The 16,317-nt window shown below is 30.1% G+C and carries 15 protein-coding genes; 14 read left to right on the top strand and 1 reads right to left on the bottom strand.

Annotated elements, in window-relative coordinates; genetic code table 11:
• Nucleotides 1-6: 6 nt before the first annotated feature.
• Complete coding sequence (locus tag ABD715_RS06250; protein ID WP_344787260.1) at nucleotides 7-996, top strand: DUF4837 family protein; 990 nt, start codon at nucleotides 7-9, stop codon at nucleotides 994-996.
• An 84-nt stretch (nucleotides 997-1,080) separates the two neighbouring features.
• Here the strand turns inward: ABD715_RS06250 and tatA are convergent, their stop codons facing one another.
• Entirely contained in the window at nucleotides 1,081-1,263 is a 183-nt protein-coding gene (tatA, locus tag ABD715_RS06245) for a twin-arginine translocase TatA/TatE family subunit (RefSeq protein ID WP_344787259.1), read from the bottom strand.
• 121 nt (nucleotides 1,264-1,384) lie between these two features.
• Here tatA and ABD715_RS06240 point away from each other — a divergent pair, with 121 nt between their 5' ends.
• The 13 genes from ABD715_RS06240 (at nucleotide 1,385) to ABD715_RS06180 (ending at nucleotide 16,317) form a co-directional block, all read left to right on the top strand.
• The gene (locus ABD715_RS06240; RefSeq protein ID WP_344787258.1) at nucleotides 1,385-2,254 is read left to right on the top strand and encodes a M23 family metallopeptidase; all 870 of its coding nucleotides are present in this window, start codon (nucleotides 1,385-1,387) and stop codon (nucleotides 2,252-2,254) included.
• Nucleotides 2,255-2,256: 2 nt separating this feature from the next.
• Nucleotides 2,257-3,741 carry a GH3 auxin-responsive promoter family protein gene (locus ABD715_RS06235; RefSeq protein ID WP_344787256.1) on the top strand — a complete coding sequence of 495 codons (1,485 nt, stop codon included), beginning with the start codon at nucleotides 2,257-2,259 and terminating at the stop codon, nucleotides 3,739-3,741.
• A 46-nt stretch (nucleotides 3,742-3,787) separates the two neighbouring features.
• On the top strand, nucleotides 3,788-5,479 hold the full coding sequence (locus ABD715_RS06230) for a DUF6909 family protein (protein ID WP_344787255.1): 1,692 nt from the start codon (nucleotides 3,788-3,790) through the stop codon (nucleotides 5,477-5,479).
• A gap of 4 nt (nucleotides 5,480-5,483) precedes the next feature.
• Nucleotides 5,484-6,536 carry a YveK family protein gene (locus tag ABD715_RS06225; RefSeq protein ID WP_344787254.1) on the top strand — a complete coding sequence of 351 codons (1,053 nt, stop codon included), beginning with the start codon at nucleotides 5,484-5,486 and terminating at the stop codon, nucleotides 6,534-6,536.
• Between the two features lie 182 nt (nucleotides 6,537-6,718).
• Complete coding sequence (gene rfbC, locus ABD715_RS06220) at nucleotides 6,719-7,255, top strand: dTDP-4-dehydrorhamnose 3,5-epimerase (RefSeq protein WP_344787253.1); 537 nt, start codon at nucleotides 6,719-6,721, stop codon at nucleotides 7,253-7,255.
• Between the two features lie 3 nt (nucleotides 7,256-7,258).
• Entirely contained in the window at nucleotides 7,259-8,053 is a 795-nt protein-coding gene (gene rfbD, locus ABD715_RS06215) for a dTDP-4-dehydrorhamnose reductase (protein WP_344787252.1), read from the top strand.
• Nucleotides 8,050-9,177 carry a non-hydrolyzing UDP-N-acetylglucosamine 2-epimerase gene (wecB, locus tag ABD715_RS06210; protein WP_344787251.1) on the top strand — a complete coding sequence of 376 codons (1,128 nt, stop codon included), beginning with the start codon at nucleotides 8,050-8,052 and terminating at the stop codon, nucleotides 9,175-9,177. The genes rfbD and wecB overlap by 4 nt, the downstream gene beginning before the upstream one ends.
• 2 nt (nucleotides 9,178-9,179) lie before the next feature.
• A complete protein-coding gene (gene wecC / locus ABD715_RS06205; protein ID WP_344787250.1) occupies nucleotides 9,180-10,397 on the top strand; it encodes a UDP-N-acetyl-D-mannosamine dehydrogenase in 1,218 nt (405 codons plus the stop codon).
• 252 nt (nucleotides 10,398-10,649) lie between these two features.
• Nucleotides 10,650-11,693: a dTDP-glucose 4,6-dehydratase gene (rfbB, locus tag ABD715_RS06200; protein WP_344787249.1), complete on the top strand. Its 1,044-nt coding sequence runs from the start codon at nucleotides 10,650-10,652 to the stop codon at nucleotides 11,691-11,693.
• A gap of 41 nt (nucleotides 11,694-11,734) precedes the next feature.
• Nucleotides 11,735-12,607 carry a glucose-1-phosphate thymidylyltransferase RfbA gene (gene rfbA / locus ABD715_RS06195; RefSeq protein ID WP_344787248.1) on the top strand — a complete coding sequence of 291 codons (873 nt, stop codon included), beginning with the start codon at nucleotides 11,735-11,737 and terminating at the stop codon, nucleotides 12,605-12,607.
• 19 nt (nucleotides 12,608-12,626) lie between these two features.
• Entirely contained in the window at nucleotides 12,627-14,516 is a 1,890-nt protein-coding gene (locus ABD715_RS06190; protein ID WP_344787247.1) for a DCC1-like thiol-disulfide oxidoreductase family protein, read from the top strand.
• 2 nt (nucleotides 14,517-14,518) lie between these two features.
• On the top strand, nucleotides 14,519-15,367 hold the full coding sequence (locus tag ABD715_RS06185; RefSeq protein ID WP_344787246.1) for an NAD-dependent epimerase/dehydratase family protein: 849 nt from the start codon (nucleotides 14,519-14,521) through the stop codon (nucleotides 15,365-15,367).
• A complete protein-coding gene (locus tag ABD715_RS06180; protein ID WP_344787245.1) occupies nucleotides 15,346-16,317 on the top strand; it encodes an ATP-grasp domain-containing protein in 972 nt (323 codons plus the stop codon). Before ABD715_RS06185 ends, ABD715_RS06180 begins: the two co-directional genes overlap by 22 nt.

Raw genomic sequence — 16,317 nt, 5'->3', positions numbered from 1 at the left:
ATTAACATGAAAAAAATTCTACTAGTTTCAGTTTTAGCACTATTTGCAATGTCTTGCAAAGATGGTAAGTCATCAAACGAAAAAATTCTATTAGATTCTAACGGTACAATAAATACCATATCTGTTGTGGTAGATAACGAAATATGGAAGGGATCTGTGGGAGAAGCTGTAAGAGATGTACTAGCTGCTCCTATTTATGGTTTACCTCAAGAAGAACCTATTTTTAATATTAATCAAATTCCGCCTCATGTTTTTACAGATTTTATTACCAAAAACAGAACAGTTTTAAAGGTTGAATTAAATAAAGAAACAGGTATTACTTTTAATAATAATGTTTATGCAAAACCACAAAAAGTAATTGTGGTTTCTGGGCAAACTAAAACAGATCTTATTAAGGTTTTAAGCGATAATGCCACTAAGATAATCGAAACTTTTAAAGGAATAGAGCTTAAAGAAAAACAACGCCTTATTAAAAAATCGTTGTATAATACTAGAGTAATTCAAAAGAATTTAGGGTTAGATATTAATTTTCCAACAGCATACAGAATTGGTAAAACCATTGCTAAAGACGAAGATAAATTTTACTGGATAAAGCGAGATATACCTACAGGTTATGTTAATCTTTTACTTTACGAGTTACCATTAGGAGCCATAAAAAAGGACACGAATATGATTGCTCAAATTGTAAAAATTAGAGATTCGATAGGCAAAAAATATATTGAAGGACCTGTAGAAGGGTCGTATATGATAACAGAAAATGCCTACACACCATTTCATACCCAAACCATAGTTGATAATAAACCAACATTAGAAACAAAAGGGCTTTGGGAAGTTAAAAATGCTTTTATGGCAGGACCGTATGTAAATTATGCTATAGAAGATAAAATAAACAAAAGATGGGTTGTTGTAGAAGGGTTTACCTATGCGCCATCTGTATCTAAGCGAAATTATATGTTCGAGTTAGAGGCTATAATTAAGTCTATAAAAATTCAATAAACTCTTATTTTTTTAAGAGGTTTTAAAGACATAAAAAAACCAACACAATTTGTGTTGGTTTTATATTTTATAGAAAAGATATAATTACTCTTTTTTGTCTTCAATTTTATCTTCTTCTTTACTAGCGTCCTTAAATTCTTTAATTCCACTACCAAGTCCTCTCATTAATTCAGGTATTTTTTTACCTCCAAATAATAATAACACAACAACAACAATTAAAATTATTTGTGGCGCTCCAATAACTAATGGTAACATATATAAACTCATGATTAAAGTATTTTAAATAACAAAGTTAATAATTAAAGTTTAATAAAATCGTTTTAATCATAATTTTAGCATAAAGAAAACGGATGCTTTTGAGATTATTTTAATTAATTTTGTTTTTAACATGACAGAAAGTAAAAAGAAAACTAAAAAAATAAAAACCAAACTGCTCGATAAATATCGATTAGTTATTTTAAACGAAGACACCTTTGAGGAGCGATTATCTTTTAAGTTAACACGCCTAAATGTGTTTGTATTGGTATCTTTATCTAGTATTTTTTTAGTTTTATTTACACTATTATTTATAGCTTTTACGCCTCTTAAAGAATATATACCAGGATACTCGTCTACTGCTTTAAAAAAGAAAGCTACAGAGCTTAATTTTAAGACAGATTCGTTACAGCAAGTAATTACTTTAAACGAGCGTTATTATAGCTCTATAAAACAAGTGCTTCAAGGCGAAGTTAGCTCGGCAAGTGTAAATAAAGATTCTATTATAGAGGCAGTTAAATTAGAAATTAGTGAAGTAGATTTAAGCCCAATTCAAGAAGATTCTATTTTAAGAGAAAAGGTGGATAAAGAGGATAAGTATAATTTATTTGAATCTGCATCATCGTCAACAAATTTTGTTTTATTCCCTCCGGTAAACGGAACCATAAGCGAATCTTACAGTTTAAAAGATAAGCATTACGCTATAGATTTGGTAGTGCCTAAAAACACACCTATAAAAGCAACCGCAGATGGCACGGTTATTTTTGCAGAGTGGACAGCAAGTACTGGTTACGTAGTTATATTAGAGCATAGCCATGGTTTAATTTCTGTTTACAAACACAATGCAGCCTTAACAAAAGCACAGGGCGATTTAGTTAAAGCAGGAGAGGTTATTGCAACATCTGGAAATACAGGCGAGTTATCTACCGGGCCTCATTTACATTTCGAACTTTGGAATGATGGCTACCCAATTAATCCTTCAAACTTTATAGATTTTAAATAATTATGATATCATTAAAGTCTGCACTTGCAAAACCTTTTGCAAAACGTGTGTATAAAAAAACTCAGAAGTGGGTAAATAAACCTGTAGAAACTCAGGAAAAAGTTTTTAAAGAATTAATAGCCACTGCATCTAGTACAATATTTGGAAAAGACCATGATTTTATAAGCATAAACTCTTATAAGGATTTTGTAAAAAGGGTACCAATTAGAGATTACGAAGCTTTAAAACCATATGTTGAACGCGTAGTTGCTGGCGAAGAAAATATTTTATGGAAAGGTAAGCCTATTTATTTTGCAAAAACTTCTGGTACAACATCAGGGTCAAAGTATATTCCAATAACTAAAGAAAGTATGCCTAGTCATGTAGAAGCAGCTAGAAATGCTATTTTAATGTATATACACGAAACAGGCAACGCTAAGTTTGTAGATGGAAAAATGATTTTTTTACAAGGAAGCCCTATTTTAACAGAGCAAAACGGTGTTCAGTTAGGTAGACTTTCTGGTATTGTAGCGCATTATGTGCCAAAATATCTTCAGAAAAACAGATTGCCTTCTTGGAAAACTAATTGTATTGATGATTGGGAAACAAAGGTTGATGCTATTGTAGAAGAAACATTGCCAGAAGACATGACCATTATTTCTGGAATTCCGTCTTGGGTGCAAATGTATTTTGAAAAACTTCAACATAAGACAGGAAAAAAGGTAGGCGATATTTTTAAAAATTTCAATCTTTTTATCTTCGGAGGCGTAAATTACGAACCTTATCGTGCAAAATTTGAGAATCTTATAGGACGAAAAGTAGATAGTATAGAGCTTTACCCAGCAAGCGAAGGTTTTTTTGCTTACCAAGATAAGCAGAACGAAAAAGGGATGTTACTTCAATTAAATTCTGGCATTTTTTATGAGTTTGTAAAAGCAGATACTTTTTTTGATGAAAACCCAGAAAGAATTACAATTAAAGATGTTGAGGTTGGTATTAATTATGTTATAATTATTACAACAAATGCAGGACTTTGGGCTTATAATATTGGCGATACAGTAATGTTTACATCTACAAAACCTTACAGAGTAATTGTGTCTGGCCGAATTAAACATTTTATTTCTGCCTTTGGCGAACATGTTATTGGTAAAGAGGTAGAACAAGCTATGCAAGAAGCTACGGTTAATTCTAATATTAGAGTGTCAGAGTTTACTGTTGCGCCTCAAATAAATCCTTTAGAAGGGTTACCTTATCACGAATGGTTTGTAGAATTTGAAAACGAACCAGAAAATATTTCTGCTTTAGCAAAAAAAATAGATCAATCGCTTCAAAAGCAAAACAGTTATTATTTCGATTTAATTGACGGTAAAGTTTTACAGCCATTAAAAATAACAATAGTGCAAAAAGGCGGTTTTCAAAACTATATGAAATCTATTGGAAAATTAGGCGGACAAAATAAAATACCACGTTTATCTAACGACCGGAAAATTGTTGATTTACTTGGCTAATAAAATTAATTAAATTAGTATTACCTTTGCTCCACCAAATTATACTATGAGCACAAAAAAACATCATGAAAGAACCAGAGCACAAGAAAGCTCTAATGCCATAGAAAGGCTGTATATTACTATGCGACACCTTTTTAACAGAGGGTTTTATAAGCCTATGGGTATTTCTGGAGAAACATTAAGAAGTTCTTTACTTTTGTTAAGACCAGAAATTTATGGATCTATAGGCGACGAAAAAGCAGAACTTGAAGGTTTGCTTTATGTTATAGATAGATTGCCTATTGGTATAGAAGAGTGCATGTTTATTAATTTAACAAGCGACGAAGGCTATGGCGATTCTCATTTCGAACCCATAATACCACCAAAAAGACGACGTAATTGTTATCGTATTGATGATGAACAAATGAATATTGAAATTACACGTGGTCGATCTGAGATTTACGATATTTTAACGCACCTTACTTTTCTTTTTGTTGAGTCTCATAAAATAAGTAATCGTGTACTAATAAATGACGAAGGAGATACAACTCGCGATTGGATAAAACTTGAAAATGCAGTTTTATCTAAAAAAGAATTTACACAAGAAGAGCGCGAAGTAGCGATAACACATACAGCTAATATTTTAGGAAGAACGTTTAAAGAAATTACTACTGTATATAATGCATTTGCAACACCTTCTCAGCCAGAACGTTTATTGCATATTGTATATTGGTTAGGTAAACTAGCTATAGAAGAATTGGTAGGTAATAATAAACGAACCATTACGTTTAGCCCTGTGTTAAGAGAGCGTATTGGGCATCATATTCATGGAGAAATATGGGCAAATAAAATAAAAGAAACATTACATACTAATAATTTATTAGAAAGACCAATACATATTATAAGTGCAAATATGCACAGTGTAATGAATACGCTTTTTACACCAAATGCTTTAAAAACTATTGTAGCAAAAAAAGATGTTTTTGAGGTTTACGAATCTTTAAGTCATAAAGAGAACGAAGCCTTGCGCAATAAAATTTCTAAAGAAGCGTTGCAAAAGGGAATGTTGTATATTAAAGATACATCTGGAGCAAACATAGATGTGCAAATATTTGACACAAGTAAAATAGATAGTACAAAGCTAGACATTAAGGCTTCTCAACCTGTTTTAAAAGATAAAAAACCTGTTATTATTGTAATGGATTATGCTTTTGGAGAGCAGGCTTACGAAACGATAGACGAGCTATTAAAACCTTATAAACCTAAAGGTAAAGAGAAAGTACATTTAAATGTAGAGTCTTTATCTATAATGGGAAAAGCAGGTATATTAGAAGGCGGAAAAGGAGACATTATGATACCTTCTGCACATATTTTTGAAGGCACAGCCGATAATTATCCGTTTGAGAACGAATTAAAGCGTGAAGACTTAGAAGGAAAAGGCGTAAATGTTTTTGACGGTACAATGATAACTGTTTTAGGAACATCGTTACAAAATAAAGATATTCTTAAATTCTTTTATAACTCTACATGGAATGTAATTGGGTTAGAAATGGAAGGAGCACATTACCAAAAAGCAATACAAGCAGCATCTAAAGTTAGAGGCAGTATAAGTCCAGATGTAAAAGTGCGATACGCATATTATGCTAGTGATAACCCTTTAGAAACTGGTGCTACATTAGCATCTGGAGGTTTAGGGGCCTCGGGAGTAAGACCAACATATTTAATAACAAGAACCATACTAGAACAAATATTAAATTAAAATTATGAGTAAAGAGTTACCACAATCAAAACAATCTGAAGAGGTAGATTTAGGACAGTTGTTTAAACTTATTGGAAATGCTTTTGATAGATTATTTAAATTTATTGGTTCTATATTTAAATCTATATTTTCTGTTATTATATACGCTTTAAAAGTTGTAATAAATAATTATAAACTTATAATTATAACTATGGTATTAGCTGGAATTATAGGTTATGGGTTAGAAAAGGTTAGAAAACCAGTTTATACTTCTAACATGTTAGTAAAACCTTATTTCGATAGTAAATATCAGTTAGTTACTAATATTCGTTATTATAATGCTTTAATTGCAGATAAAGATTACAAACAATTAGAGAATTTATTTAAAATAAATGAAGCCGATGCTGCAAGTCTTTTAGAATTTGAAATTAGTCCTGGCCCTGAAACAGAAAATGACAGAATCTTACAATATGATAGGTTTATTAAAGCTGTTGATAGTGCGAGAGCGCAAACTATTTCTTATAGAGACTTTTTAGAAAACAGAAGCGTATATTCTGGAAGTATTTTTGAGATTTCAGTTCAATCATTAAAAAAAGATATTTTTAGATCTTTAGAAGAGGGGTTAAATTCTACTTTTACTAATACATATTCTGTGAAAAAAATGCAGAAAAGAGACTCTCTTATAAGCTTAGATAAAGCTAGAATAAAACAGTCTTTAAAACAAGTAGACTCACTAAAAAGGGTATACATTGCTATAATGAAGTCTGAGTCTGAAACCAATAATTCTCCTGTAACTTTAAAAGAAGGAGGAGCTATGGTGCAAGAGCGAGTTAAAACAAAAGAATTTGAATTATTAGCTAAAGAATTAGATTTAAGAAATGAATTAAATAGATTAGAATCTCAGCAAGTAGAAGAAGATGTTTATTTTGACACTATCTCTAGTTTTCAAGATGTGGGGTCTGCTTATAGTTCTTTATTTAATAAATATTCTCTTATTTTTCCTATAATAAGTTTTCTATTATTAATGCTTGGTTATTTAGCTTTTAGAGTGATAGTTTTTGTTAAAAAATATGAATAATAATTTATTTATTAGGCATACACGAAAGACTTTAATTCAATTTTGTTTATTGTTTAGTTTAACAATAGAGATAATATTATAAATAATAAAGCTCACTTATATTAAGTGGGCTTTTTGGTTCAATAAAACTTTACGAATTTTAAAATTAGAATAGAAAATAGTTTTAATAATTAATTCAAAAAATGAAAGTAGAAGAAATAAGTTTAAAAGGTTGTTTTTTAATATCGCCCTCTATTTTTGAAGATGAAAGAGGTGTTTTTTTTGAAAGTTTTAACTTAGGTGTTTTTAAAAAAAAAACAGGAATATCAAAACCTTTTGTTCAAGATAATATATCAAAATCTAAAAAAGGAGTTTTAAGAGGATTACACTTTCAAAAAGGAATCCATGCTCAATCTAAATTAATTAGCGTCTTAAAAGGAAGTGTTCTAGATGTTTGTGTCGATTTAAGGGTTGAATCAGCAACATATGGCGAGCATTTTTCTGTTGTTCTTGACGATGTTAATTGTAAACAACTTTATATTCCCGGAGGGTTTGCTCATGGGTTTTTAACTTTAGAAGAGAACACATTGTTCTCTTACAAATGTGATAATTTTTATAATAAAGAAGCAGAATCTGGAATTATATTTAATGACGATACTTTAAATATTAATTGGAATTTTCCAGAAGAAAACCTTATTATTTCAGATAAGGATAGGCTGTTACCTACTTTTAAGCATTAGAGAATGAATACTAAAATATTAGTTACAGGATCAGAAGGTCAATTAGCAAAAACCATTAAAGAATTGGTTGTAATTAATAAATACAATTACGAATTTGTGTTTGTTTCAAAAAGTGATTTAGATATAACAAACAGCAAAGATGTTTTAGATCTGTTTATTAATGGAGGTTTTAATTATTGCATTAATTGTGCAGCTTATACAAATGTAGAACAAGCAGAAAAGACACCACAAATAGCATATGCAGTGAATGCAGATGGGGTAAATAACTTGGCTATTGCTTGTAAAAAAACAAATGCAATTTTAATTCATATTTCTACAGATTATGTTTTTAATGGAGAAAAAAACAAACCCTATAGCCCAAGAGATATAACAAACCCTATTAATGAGTATGGAAAATCTAAATTATTAGGAGAAAAACATATTCAAGAGGTGTTAGATAAATATTTTATTATACGAACGTCTTGGTTATATAGTAAAAAATACGGTAAAAATTTTTATCATTCAATCCTTGCAAAGGCAAAAAAAGGAGAAACACTCTTTGTTACTGATGCTGAAACAGGTTGCCCTACAAATACAGAAAACCTTGCCAACTATATATTAGAGTTAATACATAGTAAAAGTCAGAATTTCGAAATATTACATTTTTGTGATCAAAAAATAATGACTTGGTATGAGTTTGCAAAAAAAATACTTACTGATAACGAATTGTTAAAAAAAACAAAATTTTTTAAAACGAAGAATTACACTACTTTTGCCAAAAGACCAAAGTATAGTGTTTTGGTTAAACCAGAAGCATGAAAAAGAAAAACTTAATTATTTTTGGAACACGACCAGAAGCTATAAAAATGGCACCGCTGGTTAAAGAATTTTTTAAAAACACAAATACTTTTGAAACAAAAGTATGTATAACTGCACAGCATCGAGAGATGTTAGATCAAGTACTTTCATTTTTTGAAATTACTCCAGATTACGATTTGGATTTAATGAAGCCTAATCAAAACCTTTATAGTTTAACAGCAGATATTATTACAAATCTAAAGCCAATTCTTGAAGAATTTAAACCAGATTATGTATATGTTCATGGCGATACAACTACAACTATGGCTGCCAGTATTGCAGCTTTTTATTCTGGAGCTAAAGTATGTCATGTAGAAGCAGGTCTTAGAACTTTTAATAAGCGTTCACCTTTTCCAGAAGAGGTAAATAGGAGCATTGCAGGTTCTGTTTGCGATTATCATTTTTCACCAACAACAACCTCACAACAGAATTTATTAAACGAAAATATTGATAAATCTAATATTTTGGTAACAGGTAATACAGTTATTGATGCGCTTCATTTTAGTTCGAACAAAGTAACATCAGAAACATATTCTGATGACGAAGTTGATAATTTAAAAACCATTGTAGATTCATCTAAACGTTTAGTCTTAGTTACAGGACACCGTAGAGAAAACCATGGGCAAGGTTTTATTAATATTTGCAGTGCTTTAAAGGAAATAGCTACACAAAACGCAGATGTACAAATTATTTATCCTGTTCATCTTAACCCTAATGTGCAAAAACCTGTTTACGACCTTTTAGGAGATGTAGATAATATACAATTAATAGCACCTTTATCTTACCCAGCTTTTGTGTGGTTAATGAGCAAATCGTTTATTATTATTACAGATAGTGGAGGTGTGCAAGAAGAAGCTCCTAGTTTAGGAAAGCCTGTTTTAGTTATGCGAGATACTACAGAAAGACCAGAAGCTGTAGAAGCAGGAACAGTGTTTTTAGTAGGAACAGATAAGGATAAAATTGTTTTAGAGGCTAATAGACTTTTAAATGATACCGAAGCTTATACTAAAATGAGTAAGTTACATAACCCTTACGGAAATGGCGAATCTTGCCAAAAAATTGTAGAATTTATTGCTAAGTTATAATTATGAGTAAAAATCCAAGTGTAGTAATGATTGGTTTAGGCTATATTGGTCTACCAACAGCAGCTTTAATAGCGCAAAGTAAAACATATGTTCACGGAGTAGATATTAATCCTAGCGTAGTAGAAACTATTAACCAAGGAAAAATACACATTGTAGAGCCAGAATTGGATGTTGCGGTAGCAGAAGCAGTGAAAGAAGGATATTTAAAAGCTGCAACAACTCCTGTTGAAGCAAATGCCTATTTAATTGTTGTTCCTACCCCTTTTAAAGCCAAGAACGAACCAGATATTTCTTTTGTAGAAGCTGCAACTCGTGCAGTTTTGCCTTTATTAAAAGAAGATGATTTATATATTATAGAATCTACTTCGCCAATTGGTACAACAGAGAAAATGATGGATCTTATCTATACAGAAAGACCAGAGCTAAAAGATAAGTTAAATATAGCATACTGTCCAGAACGTGTGTTACCAGGAAATGTAATGTACGAACTGGTACATAATGACCGCGTTATAGGTGGTGTAGATGAAAAGTCGACTGAAAAAGCACTTGCCTTTTACAGACAATTTATAAAAGGAGATTTGCACAAAACAAACGCACGTACAGCCGAGATGTGTAAACTAGTAGAAAACTCTTCTAGAGACGTGCAAATAGCATTTGCTAATGAGTTATCTCTAATTTGCGATAAGGCAGATATTAATGTATGGGAATTAATAGAATTAGCCAACAAACACCCTAGAGTAAATATCTTACAACCAGGTTGTGGGGTTGGTGGACACTGTATAGCAGTAGACCCTTATTTTATTGTAGCAGAATACCCAATGGAATCTAAAATTATTGGTACAGCTAGAGAAATAAACAATTATAAGTCGTTTTGGTGTGCCGAGAAAGTTAAAACCGCAAAGTTAGAGTTTGAACTTAAGCATGGCAGAAAACCTAGTATTGCATTAATGGGACTTGCCTTTAAACCAAATATTGACGATTTAAGAGAGTCTCCAGCAAAGTATATAGCACAAAAAGTATTACAAAATGCTAATAATGAGGAGTATTACATTGTAGAGCCTAATATTACAGAGCATAATGTCTTTAAAATTACAGAATATAAAGAGGCAGTAGAAAAAGCAGATATTGTTGCATTTTTAGTGGCACATGATGAGTTTAAAACATTAGAATTATCTAATGATAAGGTAGTGCTTGACTTTTGTGGTGTATTTAAGAAATAAAATTATTTTGTAGAACTATAAATGGTAAAATTATTGGGTTTTTTAATAAAAAGCCTAATAATTTTTTTGTGTGTAAATTAGGTTTTTGCAAAAAAATTAAAGGCCAGTAATATTTTTTATCGTTAATAATAAGTTCCTTTATAGATTTTTATGTAGGTAAAAAACCAGGAGAAGAGGATAATCTAAAAACATGAGTGTAAAGAATTAATTGGTAGTAGTTTAGACGTTAAAAACGTAGAAATAAATTAGAACATGAATATATTAATTACAGGAGGTGCAGGTTTTATTGGCTCGCACGTAGTAAGGTTGTTGGTAAATAAATATCCTAGTTATAACATTTTTAACTTAGACGCTTTAACCTATGCAGGTAATTTAGAAAACTTAAAAGATATCGAGTCTGCAAAAAACTATACATTTTTAAAAGCAGACATTACAGACGAGCAAGCTATAAATGCCCTGTTTGAAAAGCATAAATTTACTGGAGTAATTCACTTAGCTGCAGAGAGTCATGTAGATCGTTCTATAAAAGAACCTTTAGCCTTTGCTAAAACAAACATTTTGGGTACCATGGTGCTTTTAAATGCCTTTAAAAACCTATGGCAAAACAATTGGGAAGGTAAAAGGTTTTATCATGTAAGTACAGATGAGGTTTATGGTAGTTTGGGTAAAACTGGGTTATTTACAGAAACAACGCCTTACGATCCTAACTCGCCTTACTCAGCATCTAAAGCAAGTTCAGACCATTTTGTGCGTGCTTACGGAGAAACTTACGGTATGCCTTATGTTATTAGCAATTGCTCTAATAATTATGGGCAAAATCATTTTCCAGAAAAATTAATTCCTCTATTTATTAATAATATTATTAATAACAAATCGCTACCTGTTTATGGCGATGGTTTGTTTACTAGAGATTGGCTTTATGTAAAAGATCATGCTATTGCCATAGATTTAGCTTTCCATAAAGGAGAAAACAGAGAAACATACAATATAGGAGGCTTTAATGAGTGGACTAATATAGACCTTGTTAAATTACTATGTAAGTTAATGGACGAGAAGTTAGGACGATCTGTAGGTAGTTCAGAAAAACTAATAACGTATGTAAAAGACAGGCCAGGTCACGATTTAAGGTATGCCATTGACGCTACAAAAATAAATAAAGCATTAGGTTGGGAACCATCTGTAACATTCGAAGAAGGTCTTGCTATAACCATAGACTGGTATTTTGATAATCAAGAATGGTTAAAAAATGTTACGTCTGGTAGTTATCAAGAGTATTACATAAAACAATATTCATAGTTCTTGTATTTGTTTACAAGTAACCCAATTAAATAAAAGTTATGAAAGGAATAATATTAGCAGGAGGCTCAGGTACACGTTTACATCCACTTACACAAGTTGTGTCTAAACAGTTACTTCCTATTTATGACAAGCCAATGATTTACTACCCACTATCTGTACTAATGTTAGCAGGTATTAAAGACATATTAATAATTTCTACCCCGCACGATCTACCAAATTTTAAAGCTTTATTTGGAGACGGTAGTAACATAGGTATAAAAATATCTTATGCAGAGCAACCGTCGCCAGATGGCTTAGCTCAAGCCTTTATAATTGGCGAAGATTTTATTGGAGATGATGATGTGTGTTTGGTTTTAGGAGATAATATTTTTTATGGTGCAGGACTTCAAAACCTTTTGTTTGATTCTATAAAAACCGTAAAAGAAAACAATAAAGCAGTTGTATTTGGCTATTATGTTGATGATCCTGAACGTTATGGTGTTGCAGATTTTGATGCCAATGGTAATGTTTTAAGTATTGAAGAAAAACCAAAACAACCAAAGTCTAACTTTGCTGTGGTAGGTTTATATTTTTATCCTAATTCGGTGGTTAAAATAGCCAAAGAAGTTAAACCATCGCAGCGTGGAGAGTTAGAAATAACTACAGTAAATAAAACCTATTTAGATCAAAAGGAATTGAAAATGAAAGTTATGAGTCGTGGGTTTGCTTGGTTAGATACAGGTACACACGAGGCATTAACAGAGGCTACAGAATTTGTAAAAGTAGTAGAAAAAAGAACAGGTTTAAAAATTGCTTGTATTGAAGAAATAGCAGTAAATTTTAATTGGATTAAAAGAGAAGACCTTTTTGAAAAAATTAAAAATTTAAAAGGGGATTATTTTGAATATTTAAAAAAAATAATAAAAAAATAGCTAGCAGCTAAAGCTTTACATGATAAAAATCACAAAATTTTTAAAAAATAGTTATAAAAAAGAAATTGATGGTACTGGTTTAGCTGTTTTTAGAATAGCATATGCAATTGTGCTTTTATGCGAAATAGCGCAAATGTTCTATTTTAAAGCATTAATTTTTGATAAAATACCTTTTATTGATAGTGCAGAAATTAATTTTGGGATACCAATTGGTATTTGGTTCATATCTGTTGTATTTATTTTGTTTGGGGCTTTTACACGTTTAGCAACCATAATAAATTACCTTTTAAGCCTTATTTTAATAGGCACCATTGGTAGTTATGAGTATCATGTGTTTTATGCTTATATGGGGATTAATTTTTTGCTTATGTTTATGCCAATAAGTAAATGTCTTTCCTTGGATAGATTGTTTCTAAAATTAAAATACTCTAATACCACTTTTCAATACAACCCATCAAGAAAGGTAGGTCAAATTTATTATTTTATACCTTTATATGTTGCAATTGGATTAGTTTATTTTGATTCAATTTTTGTTAAATTAACAGCTCACAGTTGGTTAAATGGTTTAGGAGTTTGGATGCCTAGCTCATTTCCTATGATGGCTCAATTTAATTTATCTTTTTTATTAAACATTGAATTTTTAATGTATTTCTTAGGATACTTAACATTAATATTAGAATTTATATTTGTTTTTGTTTTTTATAAAAAGAAATTTAGACTCCCCATTTTTATTATTGGAACTCTACTGCACATTGGAATCTTAACAACATTTCCTATTCCTTGGTTTGCTCTTACTTTTATATCAATTTATTTGTTAATGGTTCCAGTATCTTTTTGGAAAAAAATATTTACAGCAAAAGTAAAAGAACAAGACTTCTTTTTTTATTATGATACAGAGTGTCCGCTTTGTGTAAGAACTAAAATAACTATAACACACTTAGATTGGTTTAATAAAATAGGATTCAAGACCGTACAGTTTGATGCGCAAGATCACGAAAAACTATCTAAAATTAACACTAATATTTTATTGGACGATATACATAGTGTTGATATAAAAGGTAATGTGTATTCTAGTGTAGATACATATATACAAGTATTTAAAAGAATTTTTTACCTATATCCCTTATACTTAATATTAAAAATACCAGGTATATATCATATAGCAAAAAAGATATATAGTTATGTTGCAAAAAACAGAGATACAGAGCGATGTACAGAAGAAAATTGCGGATATAACCCACCAACAATACCAGATAATGGTAAAGTTAAATTATTGCAAAATTATACTTTAGATGATTTAAAATTTACTTTTCTTAAAACTATTATTTTTACTTTCACATTAATTCAGTTTATAATTATTTTAGACAGTCCATTAGTAAATAATTTTAAAGAAACCATAGGTGTAAATAATAAAATTGTAAACTCTGTTTTTCATGGACTAAAAAGAACAACAGTTTTTGTAACTAAACCATTATTTGGATTAACGACTCATAATGTTTTTATTGACGATTACCATTATAATGGCTACAATCATATAATAGCATTAGTTTATAAAAATGATAAAGGTAATGAACAATGGTTACCAATTATTGATGAAAATGGACAACCGTCTTACTATAATTACGGAACCAATTGGAGAAAAATGTCTTTTAGTACAAACAATCCAAATATTAATTCAAAAGAATTAAATAAAGGAGTTAGAGATTTTACTGCCTTTTGGGCACATAAAAACAATATAAACTTAAATAATGCAACCTTTATTATAAAAGTAAAAAAAATAGAAAGTACCAACCATTGGGAAAAAGATTTTTTAAGCAATCAAATTTCTCAACCATGGCTAGACGGTGGTTATGTAGAATGGAAAAATAAAGAGTTTCATTCGCATATTAAAGATATTGAAGCGCTATAATAATGAAAAAAACTATTGTTATAACAGGTATTAATGGGTTTTTAGGAAGTCGTTTAAAAGATATTTTAAATAACGATTTTCAACTTTATGGCATAGAAAGAAAGGAAGATTTTAATGGTCCTATAAAAACTTTTGCATCTACCAATTTGGATGAAATAGATATTAATCCCGATTTTGTAATTATGTGCCATGCAGCAGTGTCCTCTGGTCAAATAAATGTAGAAACAGACTTACTATATCAGGTAAATGTTAAATTAACAAATGAAATACTAGCTAAGTTTAATAACTCTAAAATTATATACATATCATCGGCGTCTATATATAACTTAAATGAAACAATTATAACAGAAAATACAGTTAATAGCCCAAACAACGAATATGCTATATCTAAATATTGGGCAGAGAAATTGGTTTTAAACACCAATAGAGCTGTTATTGTTAGACTTTCTTCGCTTTATGGTGTAAAAATGAAAGAAAACACTATAATACCTAATTATATAAACCAGGCATTAAATAATGGAAATATAGAGGTTTGGGGAGAAGGTAAACGAGAACAAAACTATATCTTTATTGATGATGTTTGTTCTTTAATAAAAAATGTGTTCGAAAAATTTAACAAAGTTTGTAATAAAACATTACTAGCTGTAAGTAATAGAGAATATACCAATTTAGAATTGGCTAAAATTATAGCAAAAGAAACAAATGCAAAAATTAAACTTGTTAACCAAGATTATTCAGCATCTTTAAATTATAATAATTTAGAAACAAGAACTGTTTTAAATTGGAAAGCAGAATCTAATTTTAAGCAAGAGATAATAAAATATATTAAATGGAAGCAAAAACAGTCTTAGTAACTGGTATAGGAGGGAATGTAGGCCAAGGGATTTTACGAAATATTATTTCGCTAAATTTAAACCTAAAGCTAATAGGTGTAGATATTGCTAGCTTTACTCCAGGAAACCACTTGTGCAACAAGACATATCAAGTGCCTTATTCTTTTCATGAGAGTTATATACCTACAATAAGTAAAATTATTGAAGACGAAAAAGTAGATGTAGTTTTACCTTCAACAGATTATGAGGTGTTTTATTTGTCAAAGAACAAAAACATATTAAAAGCTCAAATTGTAGCTAGCGACAGCAATACAGCAAAAACTTATTTAGATAAATTTGCCACATATACTTATTTGTCTAAAAACAATATCCCTTTTGCTAAATCATGGTTATCTGGTGATTATGATTTTTCTGAAAAAGATATTATAGCCAAGCCTAGAGAAGGAAGAGGATCTCGAGGAATTTTAATAAACCCAGAAAACCCAAATGATTTGCCAGAAGGTTATATGATCCAGCCATTATCTAAGGGCAACGAAATAACAACAGCAGTTTACGTTTCAAAAAAAAATGAACTACACGGTTTGTTTACTATGGAAAGAAAACTAACCAATGGTACTACTACAGAATCAAGAGTGATTTTTGAGTATGATGATAGATTAAGACTAATTGCTCAAAAAATGATAGATCTAGGAGGTTTAATTGGAAGTTTTAATATACAAAGTATTGTTACCGATACAAACGAAATTGTACCTTTCGAGATTAATTGTAGAATATCTGGTACAAATTCTATAAGACATAATTTAGGTTTTCAAGACGTAAAATATGCTATACAAGAATATTTACTAGAAGAAGAGCCAGATAAACCAAACCCAATAGAAGGCATTTCAACACGAATTTTAATGGATGTAATCTATCCAAACACTTCAGATTTTAATAAATTAAAAAATAGTAAACACCTAATATTTTAG

It is taken from the genome of Postechiella marina (assembly GCF_039538365.1).
GTDB lineage: Bacteria > Bacteroidota > Bacteroidia > Flavobacteriales > Flavobacteriaceae > Postechiella > Postechiella marina.
This window is presented reverse-complemented; position numbering and strand designations above follow the sequence as displayed.